General features: G+C 72.2%; 17 protein-coding genes. 16 read left to right on the top strand and 1 reads right to left on the bottom strand.

What is annotated here, in order from left to right; genetic code table 11:
• Positions 1 to 215 precede the first annotated feature (215 nt).
• From ACIQE0_RS33825 to ACIQE0_RS33780, 10 genes are all read left to right on the top strand, one after another.
• On the top strand, positions 216 to 671 hold the full coding sequence (locus ACIQE0_RS33825; RefSeq protein WP_366337363.1) for a MarR family winged helix-turn-helix transcriptional regulator: 456 nt from the start codon (positions 216 to 218) through the stop codon (positions 669 to 671).
• Positions 668 to 1,657: an ABC transporter ATP-binding protein gene (locus ACIQE0_RS33820; protein WP_402339102.1), complete on the top strand. Its 990-nt coding sequence runs from the start codon at positions 668 to 670 to the stop codon at positions 1,655 to 1,657. Before ACIQE0_RS33825 ends, ACIQE0_RS33820 begins: the two co-directional genes overlap by 4 nt.
• A complete protein-coding gene (locus ACIQE0_RS33815) occupies positions 1,617 to 2,474 on the top strand; it encodes an ABC transporter permease (RefSeq protein WP_402339100.1) in 858 nt (285 codons plus the stop codon). The genes ACIQE0_RS33820 and ACIQE0_RS33815 overlap by 41 nt, the downstream gene beginning before the upstream one ends.
• 687 nt (positions 2,475 to 3,161) lie before the next feature.
• Positions 3,162 to 3,551, top strand: coding sequence for a cell division protein SepF (locus ACIQE0_RS33810; RefSeq protein WP_366337357.1), 390 nt, complete (start codon positions 3,162 to 3,164; stop codon positions 3,549 to 3,551).
• A gap of 55 nt (positions 3,552 to 3,606) precedes the next feature.
• The gene (locus ACIQE0_RS33805; protein ID WP_402339098.1) at positions 3,607 to 5,040 is read left to right on the top strand and encodes a biotin transporter BioY; all 1,434 of its coding nucleotides are present in this window, start codon (positions 3,607 to 3,609) and stop codon (positions 5,038 to 5,040) included.
• Positions 5,037 to 5,393: a nucleotide pyrophosphohydrolase gene (locus ACIQE0_RS33800; protein ID WP_366337353.1), complete on the top strand. Its 357-nt coding sequence runs from the start codon at positions 5,037 to 5,039 to the stop codon at positions 5,391 to 5,393. Before ACIQE0_RS33805 ends, ACIQE0_RS33800 begins: the two co-directional genes overlap by 4 nt.
• 475 nt (positions 5,394 to 5,868) lie before the next feature.
• Entirely contained in the window at positions 5,869 to 6,324 is a 456-nt protein-coding gene (locus ACIQE0_RS33795; protein WP_366337351.1) for a DUF6099 family protein, read from the top strand.
• A gap of 577 nt (positions 6,325 to 6,901) precedes the next feature.
• On the top strand, positions 6,902 to 7,825 hold the full coding sequence (locus ACIQE0_RS33790; protein WP_384102132.1) for an LLM class F420-dependent oxidoreductase: 924 nt from the start codon (positions 6,902 to 6,904) through the stop codon (positions 7,823 to 7,825).
• Positions 7,826 to 8,062: 237 nt separating this feature from the next.
• Positions 8,063 to 9,685 carry a 3' terminal RNA ribose 2'-O-methyltransferase Hen1 gene (locus ACIQE0_RS33785; RefSeq protein WP_402339114.1) on the top strand — a complete coding sequence of 541 codons (1,623 nt, stop codon included), beginning with the start codon at positions 8,063 to 8,065 and terminating at the stop codon, positions 9,683 to 9,685.
• The gene (locus ACIQE0_RS33780; protein WP_402339095.1) at positions 9,682 to 12,573 is read left to right on the top strand and encodes a polynucleotide kinase-phosphatase; all 2,892 of its coding nucleotides are present in this window, start codon (positions 9,682 to 9,684) and stop codon (positions 12,571 to 12,573) included. The genes ACIQE0_RS33785 and ACIQE0_RS33780 overlap by 4 nt, the downstream gene beginning before the upstream one ends.
• A 131-nt stretch (positions 12,574 to 12,704) precedes the next feature.
• On the opposite strand, the gene ACIQE0_RS33775 is transcribed toward ACIQE0_RS33780, so the two are convergent.
• Complete coding sequence (locus ACIQE0_RS33775; protein WP_402339093.1) at positions 12,705 to 13,751, bottom strand: helix-turn-helix domain-containing protein; 1,047 nt, start codon at positions 13,749 to 13,751, stop codon at positions 12,705 to 12,707.
• 95 nt (positions 13,752 to 13,846) lie between these two features.
• Here ACIQE0_RS33775 and ACIQE0_RS33770 point away from each other — a divergent pair, with 95 nt between their 5' ends.
• The 6 genes from ACIQE0_RS33770 to ACIQE0_RS33745 all read left to right on the top strand — a co-directional run bounded on the left by ACIQE0_RS33770 (position 13,847) and on the right by ACIQE0_RS33745 (position 23,352).
• On the top strand, positions 13,847 to 15,388 hold the full coding sequence (locus ACIQE0_RS33770; protein WP_402339091.1) for an MFS transporter: 1,542 nt from the start codon (positions 13,847 to 13,849) through the stop codon (positions 15,386 to 15,388).
• A gap of 131 nt (positions 15,389 to 15,519) precedes the next feature.
• Positions 15,520 to 16,755 carry an arginine deiminase gene (locus ACIQE0_RS33765; RefSeq protein WP_402339089.1) on the top strand — a complete coding sequence of 412 codons (1,236 nt, stop codon included), beginning with the start codon at positions 15,520 to 15,522 and terminating at the stop codon, positions 16,753 to 16,755.
• A 280-nt stretch (positions 16,756 to 17,035) separates the two neighbouring features.
• Positions 17,036 to 18,040, top strand: coding sequence for an ornithine carbamoyltransferase (argF, locus tag ACIQE0_RS33760; protein WP_366337339.1), 1,005 nt, complete (start codon positions 17,036 to 17,038; stop codon positions 18,038 to 18,040).
• 192 nt (positions 18,041 to 18,232) lie between these two features.
• Entirely contained in the window at positions 18,233 to 19,714 is a 1,482-nt protein-coding gene (locus ACIQE0_RS33755) for an amino acid permease (protein WP_402339087.1), read from the top strand.
• Positions 19,715 to 20,152: 438 nt separating this feature from the next.
• Positions 20,153 to 20,980, top strand: coding sequence for an enoyl-CoA hydratase family protein (locus ACIQE0_RS33750; protein WP_384102118.1), 828 nt, complete (start codon positions 20,153 to 20,155; stop codon positions 20,978 to 20,980).
• Complete coding sequence (locus ACIQE0_RS33745; RefSeq protein ID WP_402339084.1) at positions 20,965 to 23,352, top strand: FAD-dependent monooxygenase; 2,388 nt, start codon at positions 20,965 to 20,967, stop codon at positions 23,350 to 23,352. The genes ACIQE0_RS33750 and ACIQE0_RS33745 overlap by 16 nt, the downstream gene beginning before the upstream one ends.
• Positions 23,353 to 23,368 lie beyond the last annotated feature (16 nt).

Here is a 23,368-nt window from a genome sequence, read left to right as displayed (position 1 = left end):
AGGCGTACGTCTCCGTCGCCGCCCTGAGTGCAGTGTGTGGGGGTCGAACTCCTCGGGCCGGGTGGTGGAGCCGGTCCGCTCGCGCCTCCCACGCGCCCGTCGACACCACCGGCACGGCCGCCGGCCGCTCCCACCGGCTACGTGGCTGCCGCCCGCTCCGTACTGCCGTGCCGCTCCGTACTGCCCTGCCTCGCACTCAGAGCTAAAGTCGACATATGGCCACAGGGGACCTCCCCGAAGAGCTGGCCGACGTACTGGCCGGAATCCAGCGGCTCATCCGCCGGCGGCTCCGCCCCGGCCTGCCCGCCCCCCGGCTGCGCGGTGCGCAGGTCGAACTCCTGCGGCTGGTCGCCGCCCGGCCCGGCATCCGCGTCTCCGCCGCCGCGCAGGAGCTCTATCTGGCGGGCAACTCGGTCTCCACCCTGGTCAACGAACTCAGCCAGGCCGGCTACCTGCGCCGCGAGACCGACCCTGCCGACCGGCGCTCGGCCCACCTCTTCCCCACCCCGGAGGCCCGGTCGCGGCTGCACGACTGGGAGGCCCGCCGCAGCGCCCTGGTCCGCGAACAGGTCGCGCACCTCCCCGAGGCCGACCGGGCGGCACTGGAGGCCGCCCTTCCGGCACTGCGCCGGCTCGCCCACAACCTGCACCAGCAGACGGAGGGATCATGACCAGCGACGACCCCGGCCGGACGGTGCCGCGCGCCGCCCCCGTAGAGCCCCAGGAAGCCGTCGGTGCGCCGGCCGGGGCCGGCAGCCCAGCGGCCCCGGCTCCCGACCAGCCCGCCCTCACCGACGCCCTCACCTGCCATGGCCTGCGCTATGCCTTCGGCGAGACCAAGGCCGTGGACGGGGTGGACCTCGCCGTCCGCCCCGGCGAAGTCTTCGGCCTGCTCGGACCGAACGGCGCGGGCAAGACCACCGCGATCCGCTGCATCACCACCCTCCTCCCCGTCCCCGCGGGCATGGTGCGGGTCTTCGGACACGACGCGGCACGGGAGCGGATGGCCGTCCGACGCCTCCTGGGCTATGTGCCGCAGCAGTTGTCCGCCGACGCCGGGCTCACCGGACGGGAGAACGTCGCCCTCTTCGCGCGGGTCTACGACGTGTCCCGCCGTGAGCGCGCCGCCCGTGTCGCCCAGGCACTGGAGGCCGTCAACCTCACCGACGCCGCGAACCGGCTCGCCAAGACCTACTCCGGGGGCATGATCCGACGCCTGGAACTCGCCCAGGCCCTGGTCAGCGCTCCCCGCCTGCTGATGCTCGACGAACCGACGATCGGCCTCGACCCGATCGCCCGTACCAGCGTCTGGGAGCGCATCAACGTGGTGCGCGCCGCCACCGGTATGACCGTCTTGGTCACCACCCATTACATGGACGAGGCCGAGCAGTACTGCGACCGTGTCGCTCTGATGCACCGCGGGCGGATCCGCGCCCTCGGCACCCCCGGCGAACTCCGTGCCGATCTGCGCGCCCGCAGGGCATCTGCCGAGCAGCCCACGAGCGCGTCGCCCGCATCCCTCGGCTCTCCTTCGTCCGACACGGAGCCGACGCTGGAGGACGTCTTCCGGGACGTCGCCGGCACCGGCCTCGACGAGCAGTCAGGAGACTTCCGTGATGTCCGGAGCACCCGCCGCACCGCGGCCCGGGTCGGCTGAGACCGCCGCACATGACCTGGACCTGCTGCTGACCCCACCGCGCGCCCGTACGGGCTGGCGGGTACTGCCCGCCCGAGTCGTCGCGATGTGCGTGGTCGAGCTGCAGAAACTCCGCCATGACCGCACCGAGCTCTACACCCGCGCCGTCCAACCCGCCCTCTGGCTCGTGGTCTTCGGTGTGACCTTCACCCGTATCAGGGCCATTCCCACAGGTGGCATCCCCTATATCGACTATCTGGCGCCCGGGATCATCGCCCAGTCCGCCATGTTCATCGCGATCTTCTACGGCATCATGATCATCTGGGAGCGGGACGCCGGCATCCTCACCAAACTGCTGGTCACCCCGACCCCACGGTCCGCCCTGATCGCGGGCAAGGCGTTCGCCGCCGGGGTGAAGGCGCTGCTCCAGGCCGTGGTGGTGGTCGTCATCGCCGCGCTGCTCGGCGTGGCCATGACGTGGAACCCGCTGCGCCTGCTCGGTGTGGCCGTCGCCGTGATCCTCGGCTCGGCCTTCTTCTCCTGTCTCTCGATGACCATCGCCGGCATCGTGCTGACCCGCGACCGTCTGATGGGCATCGGCCAGGCCATCACCATGCCGCTCTTCTTCGCCTCCAGTGCCCTCTACCCCGTGGCCGTCATGCCCGGCTGGCTGCAGGCCATCAGCAAGGTCAATCCCCTCAGCTATCAGGTGGACGCCCTCCGCGGACTGCTCCTGGGAACCCCCTCCCACCTGCCCCTCGATTTCGCCGTTCTCGTCGTTGCCGCGGCCGCCGGTATCGCCGCGGCTTCCTCACTGCTTGGCCGCCTGGCCCGCTGACCCGACGGCCGCCACCGCATCCTGGTGAACGACCGATCGTCTTCCTCGCCCGGCGGACCCGGCCCTGGCGGCCGAGCCCCTCTCCCGCAGACACGTTGTGCACTCATGCCCCCACCGTAAGCAACCCCACTGACAATGGGGCTGACCAGTGGAAATGGCCGGTCTGCTGCACCTTCTCGGTGTTCCGGAAGGTGACCTGGGCCGCGCGGAGAGACCGGGCCCGTGCCGCGTCACATGTCCGCGGGGCAGTGAACGCCGGGCACGGTGTGGGGAGTTGTGCGGAAACGGTCGTCGTCCGGCGAGTTCCGGACTGGTCCGGTCTGGTGTGGTTGGGCTGGCCCGGCCTGCCGGCTCCTCGTGCCCGGCGTTCATCGCGGCGCCCTCGCACCGCACTGGCGCCCCGTCCACTTGCCGGCGGCCGCAGCGCTACGTGACGAGTGCCCATCAGGAGGTTCGCCCGTCCACGGGGGTGTGCCCGGGCTCCGTCGCAAGAGAGGATGAACGGGCATACACAAACTCGATCCGGTAGTTCTGCCCAGGTGTCCGCACTGGTCAGGGCGATAAGGCAGGATGGAAGTGGCTGCGGCGCCGCGTGTGTCGCAGTCACCGACGTTTGTGGGTTTATCCCTAGAATCGTTCGATGCACATACCGCAGAAAGCCAGCGCTCCTCTGGGTGAGGTGATTCGGTGAACGGCCCCGATGCCACCGACGAGCAGTGGGAAGGGCTCGCCGAAGTCGTACCGCTACGCGGCGGTAGCGGATGGCCCTCCTGGCCCGACCACCGGGCCCTCCCGGACGACGAACCGACCGAGGAGACACGGCGGTTCATCGTCATCCGCGTCCAGACCTTCGCGGACGCCCGGGAGGTGGCCGAGTACCTGATGGCACAGTTGCCGGTCCTGTTGGACCTCAGCAGTGCCGACGGCGATGTCGCCAAACGCATCCTCGACTTCGCCAGCGGGGTCGTCTTCGGCCTCGGCAGCGGCATGCACCGCGTGGACACCAATGTGTTCCTGTTGGCGCCGGTCGGCACCGAGGTCGCGGGGCCTGCGGCGGGCGCCGTCCCCCATTCGTAGGAAGAGCAGTTGGGCGTAACGGTTCTCCGAGCGGTCTGCTGCATAGCGTCCCCTCATGGATACCGACAGCGTGCGTCCGGCGGTCACCGAATTACGACTGTCCGCCTTCAAGAACCATCGCGGCGTTACCCTTCCGTTCGGCCCGTTGACGCTGCTCAGCGGGGACAGCGGAAGCGGCAAGTCCAGTGTGTTGCAGGCCTACGAGATCCTTGCCCGGCTCGGCAGCGGAGACCCGCTGGAACGGGCCGTCGGCGTGGTGGCGGGTGGGGCCGGTGCCTGTGTGCCTGCCGGCGTACGGGCGGATGGCCAAGGGCGGCGCGGTTTCCGGATCGGCTGTACGGTCGACGGCCCGGTAGGCCCCGTTCGCCTCGATCTCGCCGTCCAGGCGGAACCCGAACTCCGCCTCGTCGGCGAGCGGTTGACGGGCTGTGGCGAGACGCTGCTCACCACCGCGCTCACCGACCCCGACCGCCCCGCGGTCCAGGCCGCCTGGCACACCGCCGGTGCCACCCCGGTGACCCGCGCGCCGCTGCCCGACGACCGGCTTGCCACCTCCCTCCTGCCGCTGCGCGTCGCGGGCAAGACGGAGGGGCAGCGGCTCGTCCTGGCCGCCGCGGAGCAGGTCGTGGTCGCGCTGCGTTCGGCGTTCGTGTGCGATCCGCGGCCGGAGGCCATGCGGGGGCAGGCGGCGGGGCGCGTCGTGGGCGAGGGCCGTGCGACGGGCGGCGCGTCCGGTGGGGGAGGCGCGGGCCGTGGTGCCGGGGCGCGTGGGGGTGGCCGGGGCGGCGGCCCGGGGCGCTCGGGCAGAGGTGGGGGAGCCGGTGGTCCCGGTGGGGCATCGGGGGCGCATGGGCGGAAGGGCGTCCGGAGCGGGGGCGAGACCAGTGGTTGGGGTCATGACGACGAGCGTGACGAGGGGCGGCTGCGGTCGTCGTGCGAGAACCTCGCCGCCGTACTGGAGCGCACCAGTCGCGAATGTGCCCGGCGGCACGCCGTCCTGGTCGCCGCCCTACGGGACGCCTGCGCGGGGCCGGTCGACGGGCTGCGTGCGGTGCCGCGGCAGCAGACTGCGGCGGTGGTGGATGCCGCGGCCGCGGGGGGAGCGAGCGGTGGCGTGGCCATGGAGGGGCACGGGTACGCGGGTTCGCCTGTACTGCGGACGGTTCTCGACCGCGGCGAACTGGGGGAGATGCCTGTTGAGCAGCTCGGCGACGGCGAGTTGCGGTTTCTCGGGCTGGCACTGGTGCTGCTGACGGGGCCCGGGGTGCTCGCCATGGATCCGGTGGGGGAGATTCCGTCGGCACTGCAGCAGATGACGGTGATGGCGGACGGCATGGACCGGTGCATGGACCGGCGGCAGGCCCGGGAGCTGGTGTCGTTGGCCGTGCGGATGGCCGAGCGCGGGCACGTCCGGCTGCTGGGGACGGTGCGGGATTCCTCGGTCGCCGATGGGCTGCCTGGTGTGCAGGTGCTACACCTAGGGGTATGAGCAAGGATCTTCATGCGCTGCAGCGACGCCTGGCCGACTTCGCGGCCGCTCGGGACTGGCAGCAGTACCACACTCCCAAGAACCTGGCCGCGGCGCTCAGCGTCGAGGCGGCAGAACTGGTCGAGATCTTCCAGTGGTTGACGCCCGAGGAGTCGGCGAAGGTGATGTCCGACCCCAAGGCGGCCGGGCGGGTCGAGGACGAGGTCGCGGATGTGCTGGCGTATCTGCTCCAGTTCTGCCAGGCGGTGGGGGTCGATCCGCTGACCGCGCTCGCCGCGAAGATCGAGCGGAATGAGACGCGGTTCCCGGCGGTCCGACAGGCGCCGCCGGACCGCCCGCGCGACGGCGAGTAGCCGCCGGGCGGTACACATCGGGCGCTATGTGAGAGGTTGGGCCGGCGGGGCGGGGCGGGAGCCTTCGCCCCGCCGGCTTGTGCGTGCCACCCGGGTGTCGGCCGTGCGTCGGCCATGGCGCGGACCGCCGTTCGGCGCACCGCCATCGCGGTCGCCGTCGTGCCTCGCGCTCCGCACGGCCGCCGCAGCAGTGCCTGGCGTGACAGCAGCAACCTGTGTGGCAGATGTTGTCCATTTCAGGTTGTGGGGTGTGTGGGGGTGTAGTGCAACATGAGGGAAATCCGAGGGCCGGAACCGCCGTTGCTACCGGTCGGAAACCGCCTCTCGTCACTCTATGGAGTCATGGATCTTTCCACAGCGCCTTGGTTGTCCACAGATTTGCGAATTCCCCTGGCGTTTTTGGCTGTTGACCCTCACTCTGGGTAGTGGAAGGGAAGTGGGGTGAATGCACATGACGAAGGAAGGAGGGACGCGGATGGACGCGGTGCGAATCATCGCGGCCAGCCGACGCGGTCTGGCGCAGGCGAACACGGTGCATGACGTGATCGTCGAGGCGTGGCAGGCACAAGCCCTGGCGGAAGCGATAGGCAGCCATCTCGCGATATTCGGGCCGTACGAAGTGCGGTCCAGAGCCCGGGGGTTGGGCGACGCGGGCGGGCGGTTCAGCGGGGGACTGCTCTGTTCGACGGCGACCGCCGGCGGGCTGCGGGCAGCTCAGCTGACCGAGATACGCGACGTCAAGGCGGCTCTCATCAGCCTGTGTCAACTGCTCCGAGAAGTGTGCGAGGCGCTGGTCGGGGTGGTGATCTCGGCCGAGGAGGAGGGGATGTACTGGACGTGTGTGGAGGCGATGGACACCGCAGACGAATCAAGGGACCACGCCACCGGGATACTGGAGAAGCTGGAGGTACGCGACCGGCACCTCGCCTGACAGCGGGCGGGCCGTCTCTCGAACTGCCTGCCCTGTGGAACCGTCAGAACGTCCGGAGCCGCCGGCTCATCCGGAAGCGCCGCCGGCCCGGCCTGACACCCCACGCCTGGTGAGCGCTTCAACCGGTGTGCAGGACAGCGGCGCCTGACGCGCGCCCTTGGCCGACCACGCCCGGAAACGGCGCTCGCCCACGTCTTTCGCATCCTCCCGCTCCCGTGCCCGCTCGGCCTCTTGCCCCCCATCTCCCTCTCTCTGTCCCCCGCGATTCCTGCTCCGGTTCCGGTCCCGCGCTGTCGGCCTCGCCTCTGCGGCGAGAGGTGGCCGTGCCGGGGCAGTTGTTCACCGGCCTCGACTCCCTGCACCCCGCCAACGCCACCCACACCACGCACCTCTCCCAGCTCTCCCACCTCACCACCCCATCCGCCTCTCCCACCCGTACATCCCCGTCACCACTGCGTCCGCCGCGTCGACTGCATCCGCCGCATCCGCCAGACGCGCCGCACCCGTCGGAACGAGTCACCCAGTACGTCGGCAGGCCCCCACGATTGGTTCGCCGAACACCGTGCAGGATGGAGGTATGGACCTACGAATCTTCACCGAGCCCCAGCAGGGGGCTTCCTACGACACCCTTCTGAAGGTCGCCAAGGCCACCGAGGACCTCGGGTTCGACGCCTTCTTCCGCTCCGACCACTATCTGCGGATGGGGAACGTCGACGGGCTGCCCGGCCCGACGGATGCCTGGATCACGCTGGCCGGTCTGGCCCGCGAGACCAAGCGGATCCGGCTCGGCACACTCATGACGGCCGGCACGTTCCGCCTGCCGGGCGTGCTGGCCATCCAGGTCGCCCAGGTCGACCAGATGTCCGGCGGCCGGGTGGAACTCGGCCTGGGCGCGGGGTGGTTCGAGGAGGAGCACAAGGCATACGGCATCCCGTTCCCCAAGGAGAAGTTCGCGCGGCTGGAGGAACAGCTGGCGATCGTCACCGGTCTGTGGGCCGCAGAGGTAGGAAAGGAGTTCTCGTACGACGGCACGTACTACCAGCTGGAGAACTCGCCCGCGCTGCCCAAGCCCGCACAGGGCAAGGTGCCGGTGCTGATCGGCGGCCACGGGGCGACGCGCACCCCGCGGCTGGCGGCGCAGTACGCCGACGAGTTCAACATTCCCTTCGCCTCGCTCGAAGACAGTGAGCGCCAGTTCGGACGGGTGCGGGCGGCCGCCGAAGCGGTCGGGCGCAAGGGGGACGACCTGGTGTACTCCAACGCCCTGATCGCCTGCGTCGGGAGGAACGACGCCGAGGTGGCGCGGCGGGCCGCGGCCATCGGGCGTGAGGTGGACGAGCTGAAGGCCAACGGTCTGGCGGGTTCGCCGGCGGAGGTCGTGGACAAGCTGGGCCGGTACGCCGCCATCGGCTCGTCCCGGGCCTACCTGCAGATCCTGGATCTGGAGGACCTGGACCACCTGGAGTTGATCTCGGAGCAGGTGCAGTCGCAGCTGGGCTGACGCCGGCTTCGGTTCTGTCGCCGCTTCGGTCCTGGCGCGGTTTCGGGTTCGACGGCGTTTCGGTCCTGATGTCGTTTCGGTGGTGACGGCGCTTCCGTGCGGTGCGCGGCGCGCTGTCCGGGACGCCCGGGGGAGGGCGCCGGGTGCTTGGGGCTTTCGTGGGGGAGTGCCAGGCGCCCGGGAGAGGACCGGGGAAATCCGGTGGGTGCCGGGGGTGCGCACACCGATACTCAAATGGTGTTTCTGACCATAAGTGCCACGGGCACCACCGACCGTCCTGCGACCGACCTCGGGTATCTGCTGCACAAGCATCCCGGGAGGGCGCAGCAGTTCTCGACCGCGCACGGTACCGCGCACGTCTTCTACCCGGAGGCGGATGCGGAACGGTGCACGTCGGCGCTGCTGTTGGAGGTCGATTCCGTTGCCCTGGTCCGTCGTGGGCAGGGGAGGGGGCGTGCCGGGGCTTCGGGCTCCGCGCTCGGGCAGTACGTCGACGATCGTCCCTACGCGGCGTCGTCGCTGCTGGCGGTGGCGCTGCGGAGTGTTTTCGCGAGTGCGATGACGGGGCAGTGCGCGGCCCGGCCCGAACTGGTCGGGCGGGAGCTTCTGTTGCGCATCGAGGTGCCGGTGCTGTCCGCTCGCGGCGGCGCCGGGTTGGTGGAAAGGCTGTTCCGGCCGTTGGGGTGGTCGGTGTCGGCCGAGGTGCTGCCGCTCGACGAGGTGTTTCCCGAGTGGGGGGACTCGCGTTACGTACGGCTGGTCCTGGAGGGCGAGGTGGAACCGGCTGCGGCGTTGCGGCAATTGTGTGTGCTGCTGCCGGTGCTGGACGACGCCAAGCGCTACTGGGTGGCGCCTGATGAGGCCGAGGAGCTGTTGCGGGCGGGGGAGGGCTGGTTGGCGCGCCATCCGGAGCAGCGGCTGATCGGCGGGCGCTACCTCGCCCGCCGCGAGGCGCTGACGCGTGCGGGGGCGGCCCGACCGGAGCTGGAACGGCTTGCCGAGGTGGACGACGCGGCCGTCGAGGAGATCGACAACGCGGTGGACGAGGCGGCGGACACCGAGGAGAAGCCGGTGCCGCTCGCCGTGCGGCGGCGGGAGGCCGTGCTCGACGTGTTGCGTACGGCCGGGGCCGCGCGGGTCCTCGATCTGGGGTGCGGGCAGGGGCAGTTGGTCGGCGAGCTGCTCAAGGAGGGGCGGTTCACCGAGATCGTCGGGATGGATGTGTCGCTGCGTGCGCTCCATGAGGCGCGGCGCAGGCTCCGCCTCGATCGGATACCCGAGCGTCAGGCGCAGCGCGTTCGGCTCGTCCAGGGCTCGCTGGCGTACACGGACGGCAGGCTCAAGGGGTACGACGCGGCGGTGCTGAGCGAGGTCGTCGAGCATGTGGATCCGGAGCGGCTGCCGGCGTTGGAGTACGCGGTCTTCGGTGCGGCCCGGCCGCGGACGGTCGTGGTGACCACGCCGAACGCCGAGTACGACGTGCGAGGGGAGTCGCTGCCCGCCGGGCAGGTGCGGCATTCCGGTCAACGCGTCGAGTGGACGCGGGAGGAGTTCCGGCGCTGGGCCGGGGAGGTGGCCGCGCGGTACCGCTATGCGGTCGCGTTCGGCCCGGTGGGGGCGGAGGACCCGGAGGTCGGGCCGCCCAGTCAGCTGGCGTGCTTCACGCGTCAGGACCGTGATGCCGCCGTGGCAGGCGAGGGCGTTGGTGGTGTGGTGGAGGAGCGTCACGGTGGTGGCGTCAGTGGTGTGAGTGGTGCTGGTGGCGTCGGGGATGCCGGTCCTGGCTGCGATGTCAGTGGTGGCGGTCATGCTGGAGATGTCGGTGCTGGGACGAGCGGCCGGAAGGGGGTAGCGGCATGACCGACGAGGACCGTACGGCGTCGGGGCGGCCGGCTGGGCCGGCGGCGCCGGGGGCTGGTAGCCGTCCGGCGGCGCTTTCGCTCACCGTGCCCGATCTGTCGCTGGTGGTGTTGGTCGGGGCGACCGGTTCGGGGAAGTCGACCTTCGCCGCCCGGCATTTCAAGCCGACCGAGGTGATCTCGTCCGACTACTGCCGGGGGCTGGTCAGCGACGACGAGAACGACCAGAGCGCCAGCGGAGACGCCTTCGAGGTGCTGCACTTCATCGTCGGCAAGCGGCTCGCGGCCGGGCGGCTGACGGTGGTGGACGCGACCAATGTGCTGGAGGAGTCGCGGGCCCAGCTGGTGCGGCTGGCGCGTGAGTACGACGTCGCGCCGGTGGCGATCGTGCTGGACGTACCCGAGCAGCTCTGCGCCGAGCGGAACGCGACGCGTGCCGACCGGGCCGGGCTGCCGCGCCGCGTCATCCAGCGGCACCAGCGTGAACTGCGGCGTTCGCTGGGGAGGTTGGAGCGCGAGGGCTTCCGTACGGTGCACGTCCTACGGGGCGCGCGGGAGGTCGAGGCGGCGGAGGTCGTCAGGGAGCGGCGACTGAACGACCTGCGGCACCTCACGGGCCCGTTCGACATCGTCGGCGACATTCACGGCTGCCGGGCCGAGCTGGAGCAGCTGCTCGACCGGCTGGGATACACGGTGGCCCGGGACGCGCGGGGCCGGGCCGTGGACGCGGCGCACCCCGAGGGCCGTACGGCGGTCTTCGTCGGCGACCTGGTCGACCGGGGCCCGGACAGTCCCGGTGTGCTCCGTCTGGTGAGCGGAATGGTGGCGGCCGGTCACGCACTGTGCGTGTCCGGGAACCACGAGCACAAGCTGGGACGTTATCTCGGCGGTCGCACGGTGCCGCACACGCACGGCCTCGCCGAGACCGTCGCGCAGTTGGAGAAGGAGGACGAGGCGTTCCGCGCCGGGGTCGCGGAGTTCGTCAGGGGACTGGTCAGCCACTATGTCCTGGACGGGGGCGGACTGGTGGTGTGCCATGCCGGGCTGCCGGAGAGGTACCACGGTCGTACGTCGGGCCGGGTGCGGTCCTTCGCGCTCTACGGTGACACCACGGGCGAGACCGACGAGTTCGGCCTGCTGGTGAGGTATCCGTGGGCGGAGGACTACCGGGGTCGCGCCGCCGTCGTCTACGGCCACACCCCCACCCCGCGCGCCGGCTGGCTCAACAACACCATCTGCCTGGACACCGGTTGCGTCTTCGGCGGGAAGCTGACCGCGCTGCGCTGGCCCGAGCGTGAGCTGGTCGGGGTGGCGGCGGAGCGCGTCTGGTACGAGCCCGCCAAACCGTTGGCCTCAAAGGCGCCGGGCGGGGCGGACGGCCGACCGCTGGATCTGGGCGACGTGGCCGGCCGGCGGACCGTCGAGACCCGCCAGATGGGCCGTCTCGCCGTGAAGGAGGAGAACGCCGCGGCCGCCCTGGAGGTGATGAGCCGCTTCGCGATCGATCCGCGGCTGCTGCCGTATCTGCCGCCGACCATGGCGCCCTGTGCGGCCGCCGAGGTGTCCGAGGCGGATGCGCGCGGTGAGGGGTTCCTGGAGCACCCGCGGGAGGCGTTCGCCGAGTACCGCGCGGCGGGCGTCCGGGAGGTGGTGTGCGAGGAGAAGCACGGGGGCTCCCGGGCGGTGGTGCTGGTCTGCCGTGACGAGGCGGTGGCCCGCGAGCGGTTCGGCGTGATCGGGGAAGGCGTGTCCGGCGCCCTGTACACCCGCACCGGACGGCCGTTCTTCGACGACCGGGAGACGACCGAGCGGATACTGGGGCGGGTCCGCGACTGCGTGGAGCGGGCCGGGTTGTGGGCTGAACTGGGCACCTCCTGGCTGCTGTTGGACGCCGAGCTGATGCCCTGGTCCCTCAAGGCGACGGGTCTGTTGCGCACGCAGTACGCGGCGGTGGGCGCGGCGTCCCGGGCGGCGTTCCCGGGGGCGCTCGATGCCCTGGAGGCGGCGGCTGCTCGTGGGGTCGATGTGGCGGCGCTGCTCGCCCGGCAGCGCGAACGGGCCGCGGACGCCGAGGCGTTCACCGAGGCGTACCGGCGCTACTGCCGGCGTGTGGGGGAGGAACCGACATCGTTCGGGGGCGTCGGGTCGGGGGAGGCCGGGGCGGGGGAGCGGACCGTGCCGCGGGATCGCGACGAGACGACGCAGGAGGGGGGCGGGCTCGCGGGGCCGGCCGATATCCGGCTCGCGCCGTTCCAGATACTCGCCGTCGAGGGGCGCAGCCTGGCCGGCCTGCCGCATCGTGAGCAACTGGCCCTGATCGACCGGCTGATAGCGGCCGAGGAGGCGCTGGCGGCGGGGGCGGGCGGCATGGCGCAGGACGTTCCGTCTGCCGAGCCCGCCGTTCCCGCCGAGCCTGCCGAGGCCACCGAGCCCACCGAGCTCACCGAGCCCACCGCTCCCGCCGCGGATCGAATACGGCTGCTCGCGCCGACCCGGCGGCTGGTCGTCGACACCGAGGACGAGGCGTCGGTCGCGGCCGGTGTCGCGTGGTGGCTGGATCTGACCGCCGAAGGTGGTGAGGGCATGGTGGTCAAGCCGGCCCCGGCACTGGTCAGGCAGCGGGACGGCCGGCTCGTCCAGCCGGGCATCAAGTGCCGCGGCCGGGAGTACCTGCGGATCGTCTACGGTCCCGAGTACACCCGTCCGGAGAACCTGCGGCGGCTGCGGGTCCGCAATCTCGGTCACAAGCGTTCGCTGGCCCTGCGGGAGTACGCGTTGGGACTGGAGGCGCTGGACCGGCTGGCGGACGGGGAACCGCTCTGGCGCGTGCACGAAGCGGTCTTCGCGGTGCTCGCGCTGGAGTCGGAGCCGGTGGACCCGCGGCTGTAGACCCTGACGTCACACGGCGGTTGGTGGTTGGTGGTTGGCGGTTGCCGGTCTGCGGTCTGCGGTCTGCGGTCTGCGGTCGGCCGGGCGGCGTCCGGCAGGTAGGCCCGGCGGGCGCCCCACCACGGTCACGCTCAGACCGCCTGTCCTGCCGGGCCTGCCCGACCCACCCGACCCACCCCATCCACCCCATCCACCCCATCCACCCGGCCCACCCCACCCGCCCGACCCGCCTGGTACGTCCGTCGGTAGTCGGCCGGGGGCACGCCCACGATCCGGGTGAAGTGGCGGCGGAGGTTGGCGGCCGTGCCCAGGCCGGCGATCTCCGCGACCCGGTCCACGCGCAGGTCGGTGCTCTCCAGCAACTCGCGGGCGCGGGCGAGGCGTTGGGACTGGAGCCACTGCATGGGCGTGGTCCCGGTCGTGGCGTGGAAGCGGCGGATGAGGGTGCGCGGGCTGGTGTGCGCGTACCGGGCGAGGTCGGCGACGGTCAGCGGCTCGCGGAGGCGTTCGGTAGCCCAGTGCAGGACCGGTGCCAGCGAGTCGTCGCGGTGCTCCGGCAGCGGCGTCTCGACGTACTGGGCCTGGCCGCCGGGACGGTGCGCCGGCGCGACCAGCTGCCGGGCGACGGAGTTGGCGACGCCCGTGCCGAAGTCCTCGCGGATCAGGTGCAGACAGACGTCGATGGCCGCGGTGGCGCCCGCGCCGGTGAGGACGTCGCCGTGGTCGACGTAGAGGACCGACGGGTCCACGGTCAGCGTCGGATAGCGCTCGGCGAGCAGGTCGGCGTACTTCCAGTGGGTGGTGGCGGTCCGGCCGTCGAGCAAGCCGGCCGCGGCGAGGGCGAAGGCGCCCGAGCAGAACGAGACCACCCGCGCGCCGCGGCGATGGGCCTCGCGCAGCGCCGCGACGAGTTCGTCCGGGGGATCGCCGTGCACGTCGGCGGAGGCCGGCACGATGACCGTGTCGGCGGTGACCAGCTCCTCGGCCCCGTGTGTGGTCCGGGTGCTGAACAGGGCACCGGCGAGCGCCACTTCACCTTCCTGGGCGCCGATCGTGCAGATCCGGAGGTCGTAGCGGCCGGGCGCCAGCTGGATCCGTTCGTTGCCGAAGACGTGGCAGGGGACGGCGAGTTCGAAGAACGGCATGCCGGCGGTGACCGCGATCGCTAGGGAGGGCATGGCGGGAGTGTGGCAGAACGCGTGGCAGCAATGTAGCGAGTGGTGGCAGGGCTGCCACTCGTCCGGTGGGAGCGCCGGGCCGATGCTTGATCGACATGACCACTCCGCTTCCGGAAGGCCGGGGGACCGGTGCGCCCATCGGCGCGGCCCCCGCTTCCCTCCAACTCGACGACGGTGGAAGGGACTTCACCTCCGTCGCCTCCGTCGGTCGGCGCGCCGCCGCCGCGTCCGAGGTCCCGGCCGAGCGCGCTGCCCCCGACCCCCGCCGCTGGCTGATCCTGGCGATCGCCTCCGCCGCGCAGTTCCTCGCGGTGCTCGACCTGATCGCGGTCACCATCGCGTACCCGGCGATCGGTCAGGGCTTCGCGCCGGCGCCGGCCGCCACGCTCTCCTGGGTGCTCAACGGCTACACCGTCGTGCTCGCCGCGTTCCTGATACCCGCCGGCCGGTTCGCCGACGAGGTCGGACGGCGGCGCTGCTTCCTGGCCGGCATGGTGCTGTTCGGCCTCGCCTCTGCGGCCTGCGGCGCGGCCCCCACCCTGACCCTGCTCATCGTGGCGCGGGTGGTGCAGGGGGTGGCCGCCGCGGTCCTGATCCCCACCTCGCTCTCCCTCGCGCTGCCGGCCTTCCCGGCCCGCGAGCGGGCGACCGCGGTGGGCGTGTGGACGGCGGTCAGCGCGGTGGCGGCGAGTTCCGGGCCGGTGCTCGGCGGGTTGCTCGCTGCCTACGACTGGCGGCTGATCTTCCTGATCAACGTCCCGGTGGTGCTGCTCGCGGTCGGCTCGGGCATTCGGTTGCTGCCCCGTTCGGTCCGCGCGGCCCGCGGTCCGCGGTGGGCGCTGGACCTGCCGGGGACGGCGCTGGTGCTGGTCTGCATCGGCGCGTTGGTGACCGCGTGCGTCGAGGCCCCCGAGTGGGGCTACGCCGCCCCGGCCACGCTCGCCGTCCTCGGCGCCGGTGTACTGGCGGGAGCGCTGGGCGTCCGCCACGTCCGCCGGGCCGCGCACCCCGTGGTGGACCCGGCGCTGTTCCGTACGCCGGGCTTCACCGCGGCCACCCTGGGGCTGCTCACCTACTTCGTCGCCTACGGGGCGATGCTGCTCGCCGCGAGCCTGTTGTTCACCGATGTCTGGCACTACCCGGTGCGGACGGCGGGCCTGGCGATGGCGCCCTGGCCGCTGACGGTGCTGGTGGCCTCCGCGGTCTCCGGCCGGATCGTCGCGGCGATCGGCAACCGGGCGACGGCGGTGATCGGTGCGCTGTGCTTCGTGGCGGCCGCGCTGTGGTGGATCGTCCTGGCCGGCGACGGGAGCGGGGGGACCCGCTACGCGGTGTGCTTCCTGCCCGGACTGGTCTTCGCCGGGTTGGGCACCGGCCTGTACCAGCCGGTGATGTTCGCCGCCGCCGGGTCGCTGACCGGCGGCCAACTCTCCCTCGGATCGGGCGTGTTGATGGTCTCCCGGCAGGCCGGCACCGCGCTGGGCGTGGCCGTCCTGGTCGCCGTCATGGGCGGTCAGCAGCACCCGGCGTTCGGGGCGCTGCGCGCCGGCTGGGGCATCGCGGCGGTGACGTCGGCGCTGGCGGTGGTGGCGGCCGTGACCCTGCGGCGGGGACGGGGCGGGGAGGCGGGGCGGTAGACGGGGAACCCCGCGGGGCTCGCGGGTTCCCGCCTCCCGGGCCCCGCGCCCAGGCCCGGCCCGCGTCGCCACGCCCTCCGACATCCCCCGGACTCCTCCCGCGGTGCCTGCCGAGCGGACAAGATGGGGAGATGGGATTCCATGTCGACTCAGAGGCCGGGCGGCTCCGCCGGGTGATCCTGCACCGCCCCGATCTGGAACTGAAGCGGCTCACCCCCTCCAACAAGGACACCCTGCTCTTCGACGACGTGCTGTGGGTGCGCCGGGCCCGCGCCGAGCACGACGGGTTCGCGGACGTGCTCCGCGACCGGGGCGTCGAGGTGCACCTCTTCGGGGATCTGCTGGCCGAGAGCCTGCAGATCCCCGAGGCGCGGACGCTGGTCCTGGACCGGGTCTTCGACGAGAAGGAGTACGGGCCGCTGGCGACCGACCACCTGCGGGCGGCGTTCGACGCGCTGCCCGTGCCCGAACTCGTCGAGGCGCTGGTCGGCGGGATGACCAAGCGCGAGTTCCTGGAACACCATCCGGAACCCACCTCGGTCCGCTTCCATGTGATGGACCTGGACGACTTCCTGCTGCGGCCGCTGCCCAACCACCTCTTCACCCGCGACACCTCCGCCTGGATCTACGACGGGGTGTCGATCAACTCCATGCGCTGGCCCGCCCGGCAGCGCGAGACCGTGCACTACGAGGCCATCTACCGCCACCATCCGCTCTTCCGCGACGAGCCCTTCCATGTCTGGTCGGAGGGGCAGGCCGACTTCCCCTCGACGATCGAGGGCGGCGACCTCCTGGTGCTGGGCAACGGCGCGGTACTGATCGGGATGAGCGAGCGGACCACCCCGCAGGCGGTGGAACTGCTGGCCCGCGGGCTGTTCGCGGCGGGCTCCGCGCGGACGATCGTGGCGCTGGACATGCCCAAGCGGCGCGCGTTCATGCACCTGGACACCGTGATGACCATGATCGACGGGGACACCTTCACCCAGTACGAGGGCCTGGGCATGCTCCGCTCGTACACCATCGAACCGGGCGCCGGCGCCCAGGACCTCAAGGTCACCGACCATCCGCCGGAGCACATGCACCGCGCCATAGCGTCCTCCCTGGGGCTCTCCGACATCCGGGTGCTCACCGCGACCCAGGACGTGCACTCGGCCGAGCGCGAGCAGTGGGACGACGGCTGCAACGTGCTCGCCGTGGAGCCCGGCGTGGTGGTGGCCTACGAGCGAAATGTCACCACCAACACCTTTCTCCGCAAGCGCGGTATCGAGGTGATCACGATCCCCGGGAGCGAACTGGGGCGGGGGCGCGGCGGACCGCGCTGTATGAGCTGTCCGGTGACGAGGGACGCGGTGCCGGGGGCGGGGTGAGGCGAGGGGGGAGCGGCGGTGCGGGTCGGGGCGATGGTGGCGGCCTGGCGACGCGGTGCGGAGCCGCCGATGGCAGTCTGGGACGACCTGGGAATCGGGAACGCCGAACTGTGCTGGGCTGTCGGACCGCCGAACTCGGGGCCGGTGGAGCCGCCCGCGGAGAATCCGCCGTATAGAGATACGGTTGTTCGTATAGACTTCCATTGGCTGTATGCCCCATCCTGTCCTGTCCTCATTCCCTGCACCGCCCCGCCCCTCCTCGCGAATCAGGAGCCCACCCATGGCGATAGACCTCACCGGCCGCCACTTCCTCAAGGAACTGGACTTCAGCGCCGAGGAGTTCCGCCGACTGATCGAGCTGGCCGCCGAGCTGAAGGCGGCCAAGCGCGCCGGTACCGAGGTCCGCCGCCTCCAGGGCCGCAACATCGCCCTGATCTTCGAGAAGACCTCGACCCGGACCCGCTGCTCCTTCGAGGTCGCCGCCGCGGACCAGGGCGCCTCGACCACCTACCTCGACCCGTCCGGTTCGCAGATCGGGCACAAGGAGTCGGTCAAGGACACCGCCCGCGTGCTCGGCCGGATGTTTGACGCCATCGAGTACCGCGGCAGCCGCCATGACGACGTCGAGGACTTCGCGGCGCACGCCGGGGTGCCCGTCTACAACGGGCTCACCGACGACTGGCACCCGACCCAGATGCTCGCCGACGTGCTGACCATGATCGAGCACGGTGGCGGCCGTCCCCTGGAGGAGACCGCCTTCGCCTACCTCGGGGACGCCCGCAACAACATGGGCAACTCCTACCTCGTCACCGGGGCGTTGCTCGGCATGGACGTGCGGATCGTGGCCCCGCGGCAGCTCTGGCCCGAGGAGGGTGTCGTCGCACAGGCGCGGGCGCTCGCGGAGACCAGCGGCGCCCGGATCACCCTCACCGACGACGTCGCGGAGGGCGTGCGGGGCGCCGACTTCGTCGCCACCGACGTCTGGGTGTCCATGGGGGAGCCCAAGGAGGTCTGGGACGAGCGGATCGCGCTGCTCGCCCCGTACGCGGTCACGATGGACGTGCTGCGGGCCACCGGGAAGCCGGACGTGAAGTTCCTGCACTGCCTGCCCGCCTTCCACGACCTCGGCACCGCGGTCGGTCGGGAGATCCACGCCCGCCACGGACTGACCTCGCTGGAGGTCACCGACGAGGTCTTCGAGTCCGCCCACTCGATCGTCTTCGACGAGGCGGAGAACCGGATGCACACCATCAAGGCCGTGATGGTGGCGACGCTGGGGCGGTAGTGCGCGGCGCCGCCGGCCGGCGGCAGCGGAGGCGCCCCGGCCTGCGTCCGGCCGTCCGCCGCCGTGGCCGATCATGCGGCCCCGATGGTTACCATCGATGCGCTACGGGGTCCGGGCTCACTGGTCCGGACCCCGCGCCGCGCCCGGCTCACCCGCGCCGCGCGCTCGCACCACCAGAGAGAGAACCACCCCATGCCCCGCTCAGGCGCGTCCGGACTGCGCATCAAGTCCCCCGATCTCCTCCTCGCAGAATCGGGAGCGGACCTCCATGGCCATGGCCTGCGGCGCAGCATGGGGCTCTTCCAGCTGATCTGCTTCGGCGTCGGCGCCATCGTCGGCACCGGCATCTTCGTCGGCCTCTCCGAGACCGTCGCCCAGGCCGGCCCCGCGGTCCTCGTCTCCTTCGTCCTGGCGGCCGTCACCTGCGTCTTCACCGCGTTCGCCTTCGCCGAGCTGGGCGGTGCCATCCCGGTCTCCGGCAGTTCGTACTCCTACGCCTACGCCACCCTCGGCGAGCGCACCGCCTTCCTCGTCGGCTGGTGCCTGCTGCTCGAATACGGCGTCTCGGTCTCGGCGGTCGCCGTCGGCTGGGGCCAGTACCTCAACCAACTGCTCGGCAGCCTCACCGGCTGGCAACTGCCCGCAGCCCTCGCCAACCCGCCCGGTGCGGGCGGCGTGGTCAACCTCCCCGCCGTCGTCGTGGTGCTGCTGGCCGCCGTGCTGCTGGTCCGCGGCATCCGGGAGAGCGCCCGCGCCACCGCGGCGATGGCGGTGCTCAAGCTGGCGGTCCTGGTGCTGTTCTGCGTGATCGGCTTCGGTGCGTTCCGCAGCGGCAACCTCTCGCCGTTCACCCCGGAGGGCCTGGGCGGGATCACCTCCGGCGCGTCCGTCGCGTTCTTCTCGTACATCGGCTTCGACTCGATCACCACCGCCGGTGAGGAGGCGCGGAACCCGCGCCGCGACGTCCCCATCGCGATCATGGTCTGCATCGGGCTGGTCACGGTCCTCTACTGCCTGGTCGCGCTCGCCGCCATCGGCGCGCTCTCCGCGGGGCAGGTGGCGGGCCGCCCCGCGGCGCTGTCGCTGATCGTCGACCGGGTCACCCACACCGACCTCGGCGGCGTGGTGATCGCCTTCGGTGCGGTCGTCGCCATCGCCTCCGTGGTCCTCGCCGTGATGTACAGCCAGACCCGCATCCTGATGGCGATGTCCCGCGACGGCCTGGTCCCGCCGGTCTTCGCCCGGGTCTCGCCCCGGACCGCGACACCCATCGCCAACACCTGGATCGTCGCGGCGGTCTTCGCCGTCCCGGCCGCGGTCGTCCCGCTGGGCATGGTGATGAACCTCAGCAGCGTCGGCACCCTCGCGGCCATGGCGGTGGTCAACGTCAGCGTGCTGGTCCTCCGCCGCACCCGGCCCGACCTGCCGCGCCGCTTCCGCGTCCCGCTCTTCCCGCTGAGCCCGCTGCTCGGCGTCGCCTTCTGCGGCTACCTCATCTACGGCACCGGCCCGGTCATCTGGCTCCAGTTCGCCGTGTTCGTCGCCGTCGGCGCACTGGTCTACGCGCTGTACGGGCGCCGCCACTCGCGCTTCGGGACCGCAACGCCCGCGCCCGTCCCGGCGGATACCGCCGTCGGCGCCGCCGCCCCCGCCCATCCCGTCGCTCCCCGCTGACCCGGTTCCGTGGACGGCGGCACCGGCCGGGCGCGCGCTGAGCGCCCGGCCGAGCCGTCGTCCTTGCCTGGCTGCCGGGGCCTGCCGGGGCCTGCCGGCGGCGGCTGTCGGCGGCCTCTGTCGGCGGCCTCTGTTGGCGGTGTCTTGATCTGCGTCCGCCAGGCGTCGTTCTTCTCTGATCGTCGGCGTCCGTCGGCGCGTCCGTAGGCATTCTTCGGCGACCTTCGGCGGCGGTGCCCTGCCCGCGCCGCCAACGCCCCCTCACCCGTCGCCCTCGTCGCCCCATCGCCCCTCAACTCCCGCCCGGATATCGCGCACTCATGACGACAGTCACGAAGCAGTGATAACTTCGAGGGGCATTTCGCGCGTCCCGCACCGCCACCGCATCCGCGGCCACCGCACGCACCAGCCGACCGGCTGAAGGGGGCAGGCAGACCGATGAGCCCGTTCGCAGGATCCGCCCGCAGTACCGGCGCATGGCAGCACATCCGGGTCACCAGGGAGGACGGTGTCGCCACCGTCACCCTCGCCCGCCCCGAGAAGCTCAACGCGCTGACCTTTGAGGCCTACGCCGACCTCCGCGACCTGCTCGCCGAACTCTCCCGGGAGCGCGCGGTCCGCGCCCTGGTGCTGGCCGGCGAGGGCCGCGGCTTCTGCTCCGGCGGCGACGTCGAGGAGATCATCGGCGCCACCCTCGGTATGGACACCGCCCAGCTGCTGGACTTCAACCGGATGACCGGCCAGGTCGTCCGGGCCATCCGGGAGTGCCCCTTCCCGGTCGTCGCGGCGGTGCACGGCGTGGCCGCCGGGGCCGGTGCGGTGCTCGCCCTGGCCGCCGACTTCCGGATCGCCGACCCCTCCGCCCGCTTCGCGTTCCTCTTCACCCGGGTCGGTCTCTCCGGCGGTGACATGGGCGCGGCCTATCTGCTGCCGCGCGTCATCGGCCTCGGGCACGCCACTCGGGTGCTGATGCTCGGCGACCCGGTGCGCGCCCCCGAGGCCGAACGCCTGGGCCTGATCAGCGAGTTGGCCGAGGAGGGCCGGGCCGACGAGCGGGCCGCGGCGCTGGCCCGGCGGCTCGCCGACGGACCCGCCCTCGCCCACGCCCAGACCAAGGCGCTGCTCACCGCGGAACTCGACATGCCGCTGGCCGCCGCCGTCGAACTGGACGCCAGCACCCAGGCGTTGCTGATGAACGGCGCCGACTACGCCGAGTTCCACGCCGCGTTCACCGCGAAGCGCGCGCCCGTATGGCAGGGGAAGTGACCGCGCCCGGGGCGGACGGGCGGCCGCTGAAGGTCGCCGTGCTGGGCGGCGGCCCCGGCGGGCTCTACGCCGCCGCCCTGCTCAAACGCCTCGACCCGGCCCGCGAGATCACCGTCTGGGAGCGCAACGCCCCCGACGACACCTTCGGCTTCGGCGTCGTCCTCTCCGACGAGACCCTCGGCGGCATCGAGCACGCCGACCCGGTCGTCTACCGCGCCCTGCAGGCGGAGTTCGTGCGCTGGGACGACATCGACATCGTGCACCGCGGCCGCACCCTCACCTCCGGCGGCCACGGCTTCGCCGCCCTCGGCCGCCGCCGGCTGCTGGCGATCCTCCACGAGCGCTGCCGGTCGCTGGGCGTGCGGCTGGTCTTCCGCACCGAGGCCCCGCCGGCCGCCGAACTCGCCCGCGACCACGACCTGGTGATCGCCGCGGACGGTCTGCACAGCACCACCCGCACCGCCCACGCCGACGTCTTCCGCCCGCGGCTGACCACCCACCGCTGCCGTTACATCTGGCTCTCCGCCGGCTTCGCCCTGGACGCCTTCCGCTTCGAGATCGCCGACACCGGCCGCGGCATCGCCCAACTCCACGCCTATCCCTACGCCCGTCCCTCAGCGACGCTTCCCCGGGCTTCGTCCGGGGCCCCGCGGCCCGAGCTCGACCGGCCCGGCGAACCCGCCGAGGGCGCCAGCACCGTCATCGTCGAGATGCGCGAGGAGGTCTGGCGTGCCAACGGGCTGGACGCCCTCGACGAGCACGCCTCGGCGGCCTGGTGTGCCGAGCTCTTCGCCGGCAGTCTGCGCGGCCGTCCGCTGCGTACCAACAACTCCGCCTGGATCGCCTTCCGCACGGTCGTCAACGAGCGCTGGTCGCACGGCCGGATCGTGCTGCTCGGCGACGCCGCGCACACCGCCCACTTCTCCATCGGCTCCGGCACCAAGCTCGCCGTCGAGGACGCCCTGGCCCTCGCCGCCTGCCTTCGGGAGCAGCCCGCCCTGCCGGAGGCGCTGGCCGCCTACGAGGCCGAGCGGCGGCCGGTCGTCGCCTCCACCCAGCGGGCCGCCCGGGCCAGCCTGGCGTGGTTCGAGGACCTGGCCACGTACACCGGGCAGCCACCGCACCAGTTCGCGTTCAACCTGCTCACCCGCAGCCGCCGGGTCACCCACGACAATCTGCGGCTGCGGGACGCGGAGTTCACCGAGGCGGTGGCCGCGGAGGCGGGCGTGCCCGGCGGCACGCCGCCGATGTTCACCCCCTTCCGGCTGCGCGGGCTGACCCTGCGCAACCGGGTCGTGGTCTCCCCGATGGACATGTACTCCGCCGACGGCGCGGGCACCCCCGGGGACTTCCACCTCGTCCACCTCGGCGCCCGCGCCCTGGGCGGCGCCGGTCTGGTGATGACGGAGATGGTGTGCGTCAGCCCCGAGGGGCGGATCACCCCGGCCTGCACCGGGCTGTACACCCCCGAGCACGAGCGGGCCTGGCGCCGGATCACCGACTTCGTCCACACCCAGGCCCCCGGCACCGCCCTCGGCCTCCAACTCGGCCACTCCGGCCGGAAGGGCTCGACCCGGCGGATGTGGGAGGGCATCGACCAGCCGCTCCCGGAGGGCAACTGGCCCGTCGTCGCCGCCTCCCCGCTGCCCTACCGCCCGGGGGTGAACCAGATCCCGCACGCCCTGACGACGTCGGAACTCGGTGCGGTGCGCGAGCAGTTCACGCGCGCCGCGGCCCGGGCCGCCCGCGCCGGCTTCGACCTGCTCGAACTGCACTGCGCGCACGGCTATCTGCTCTCCGGCTTCCTGTCCCCGCTGACCAACCGGCGCACCGACGCCTACGGCGGGTCCCTCGCCGGCCGGCTCCGCTTCCCCCTGGAGGTCTTCGACGCGGTCCGCGAGCAGTGGCCGTCCGACCGGCCCATGACGGTGCGGATCTCCGCCACCGACTGGGCGGAGGGCGGTACCACCCCGGAGGACGCGATGGCCCTCGCGGCCGCCTTCGCCGAACACGGCGCCGACGCCATCGATGTCTCCACCGGTCAGGTGGTGTCCGATGAGCGGCCCGACTTCGGGCGCTCGTACCAGACCCCGTTCGCCGACCGGATCCGCAACACCCTCGGTGTCCCCGTGATCGCGGTCGGCGCGATCTCGTCCTGGGACGACGTCAACTCCCTGATCCTGGCCGGCCGCACCGATCTGTGCGCCCTGGCCCGGCCGCATCTCTACGACCCGCACTGGACCCTGCACGCCGCCGCCGAGCAGGGCTACGCCGGCCCCGGCGCCCCCTGGCCGCTGCCCTACCAGGCGGGCAGCCGCACCCCGCCCACCGGCCGTACCGATGCGCCGAAGCCCCGCCTCACGCTGCACTGACGGGGAGGCCGGACGC

Source organism: Streptomyces sp. NPDC093097, assembly GCF_044754325.1.
Lineage (GTDB): Bacteria > Actinomycetota > Actinomycetes > Streptomycetales > Streptomycetaceae > Streptomyces.
The sequence above is the reverse complement of the archived record's forward strand: the minus strand, read 5'-3'. Positions and strand labels throughout refer to the sequence as shown.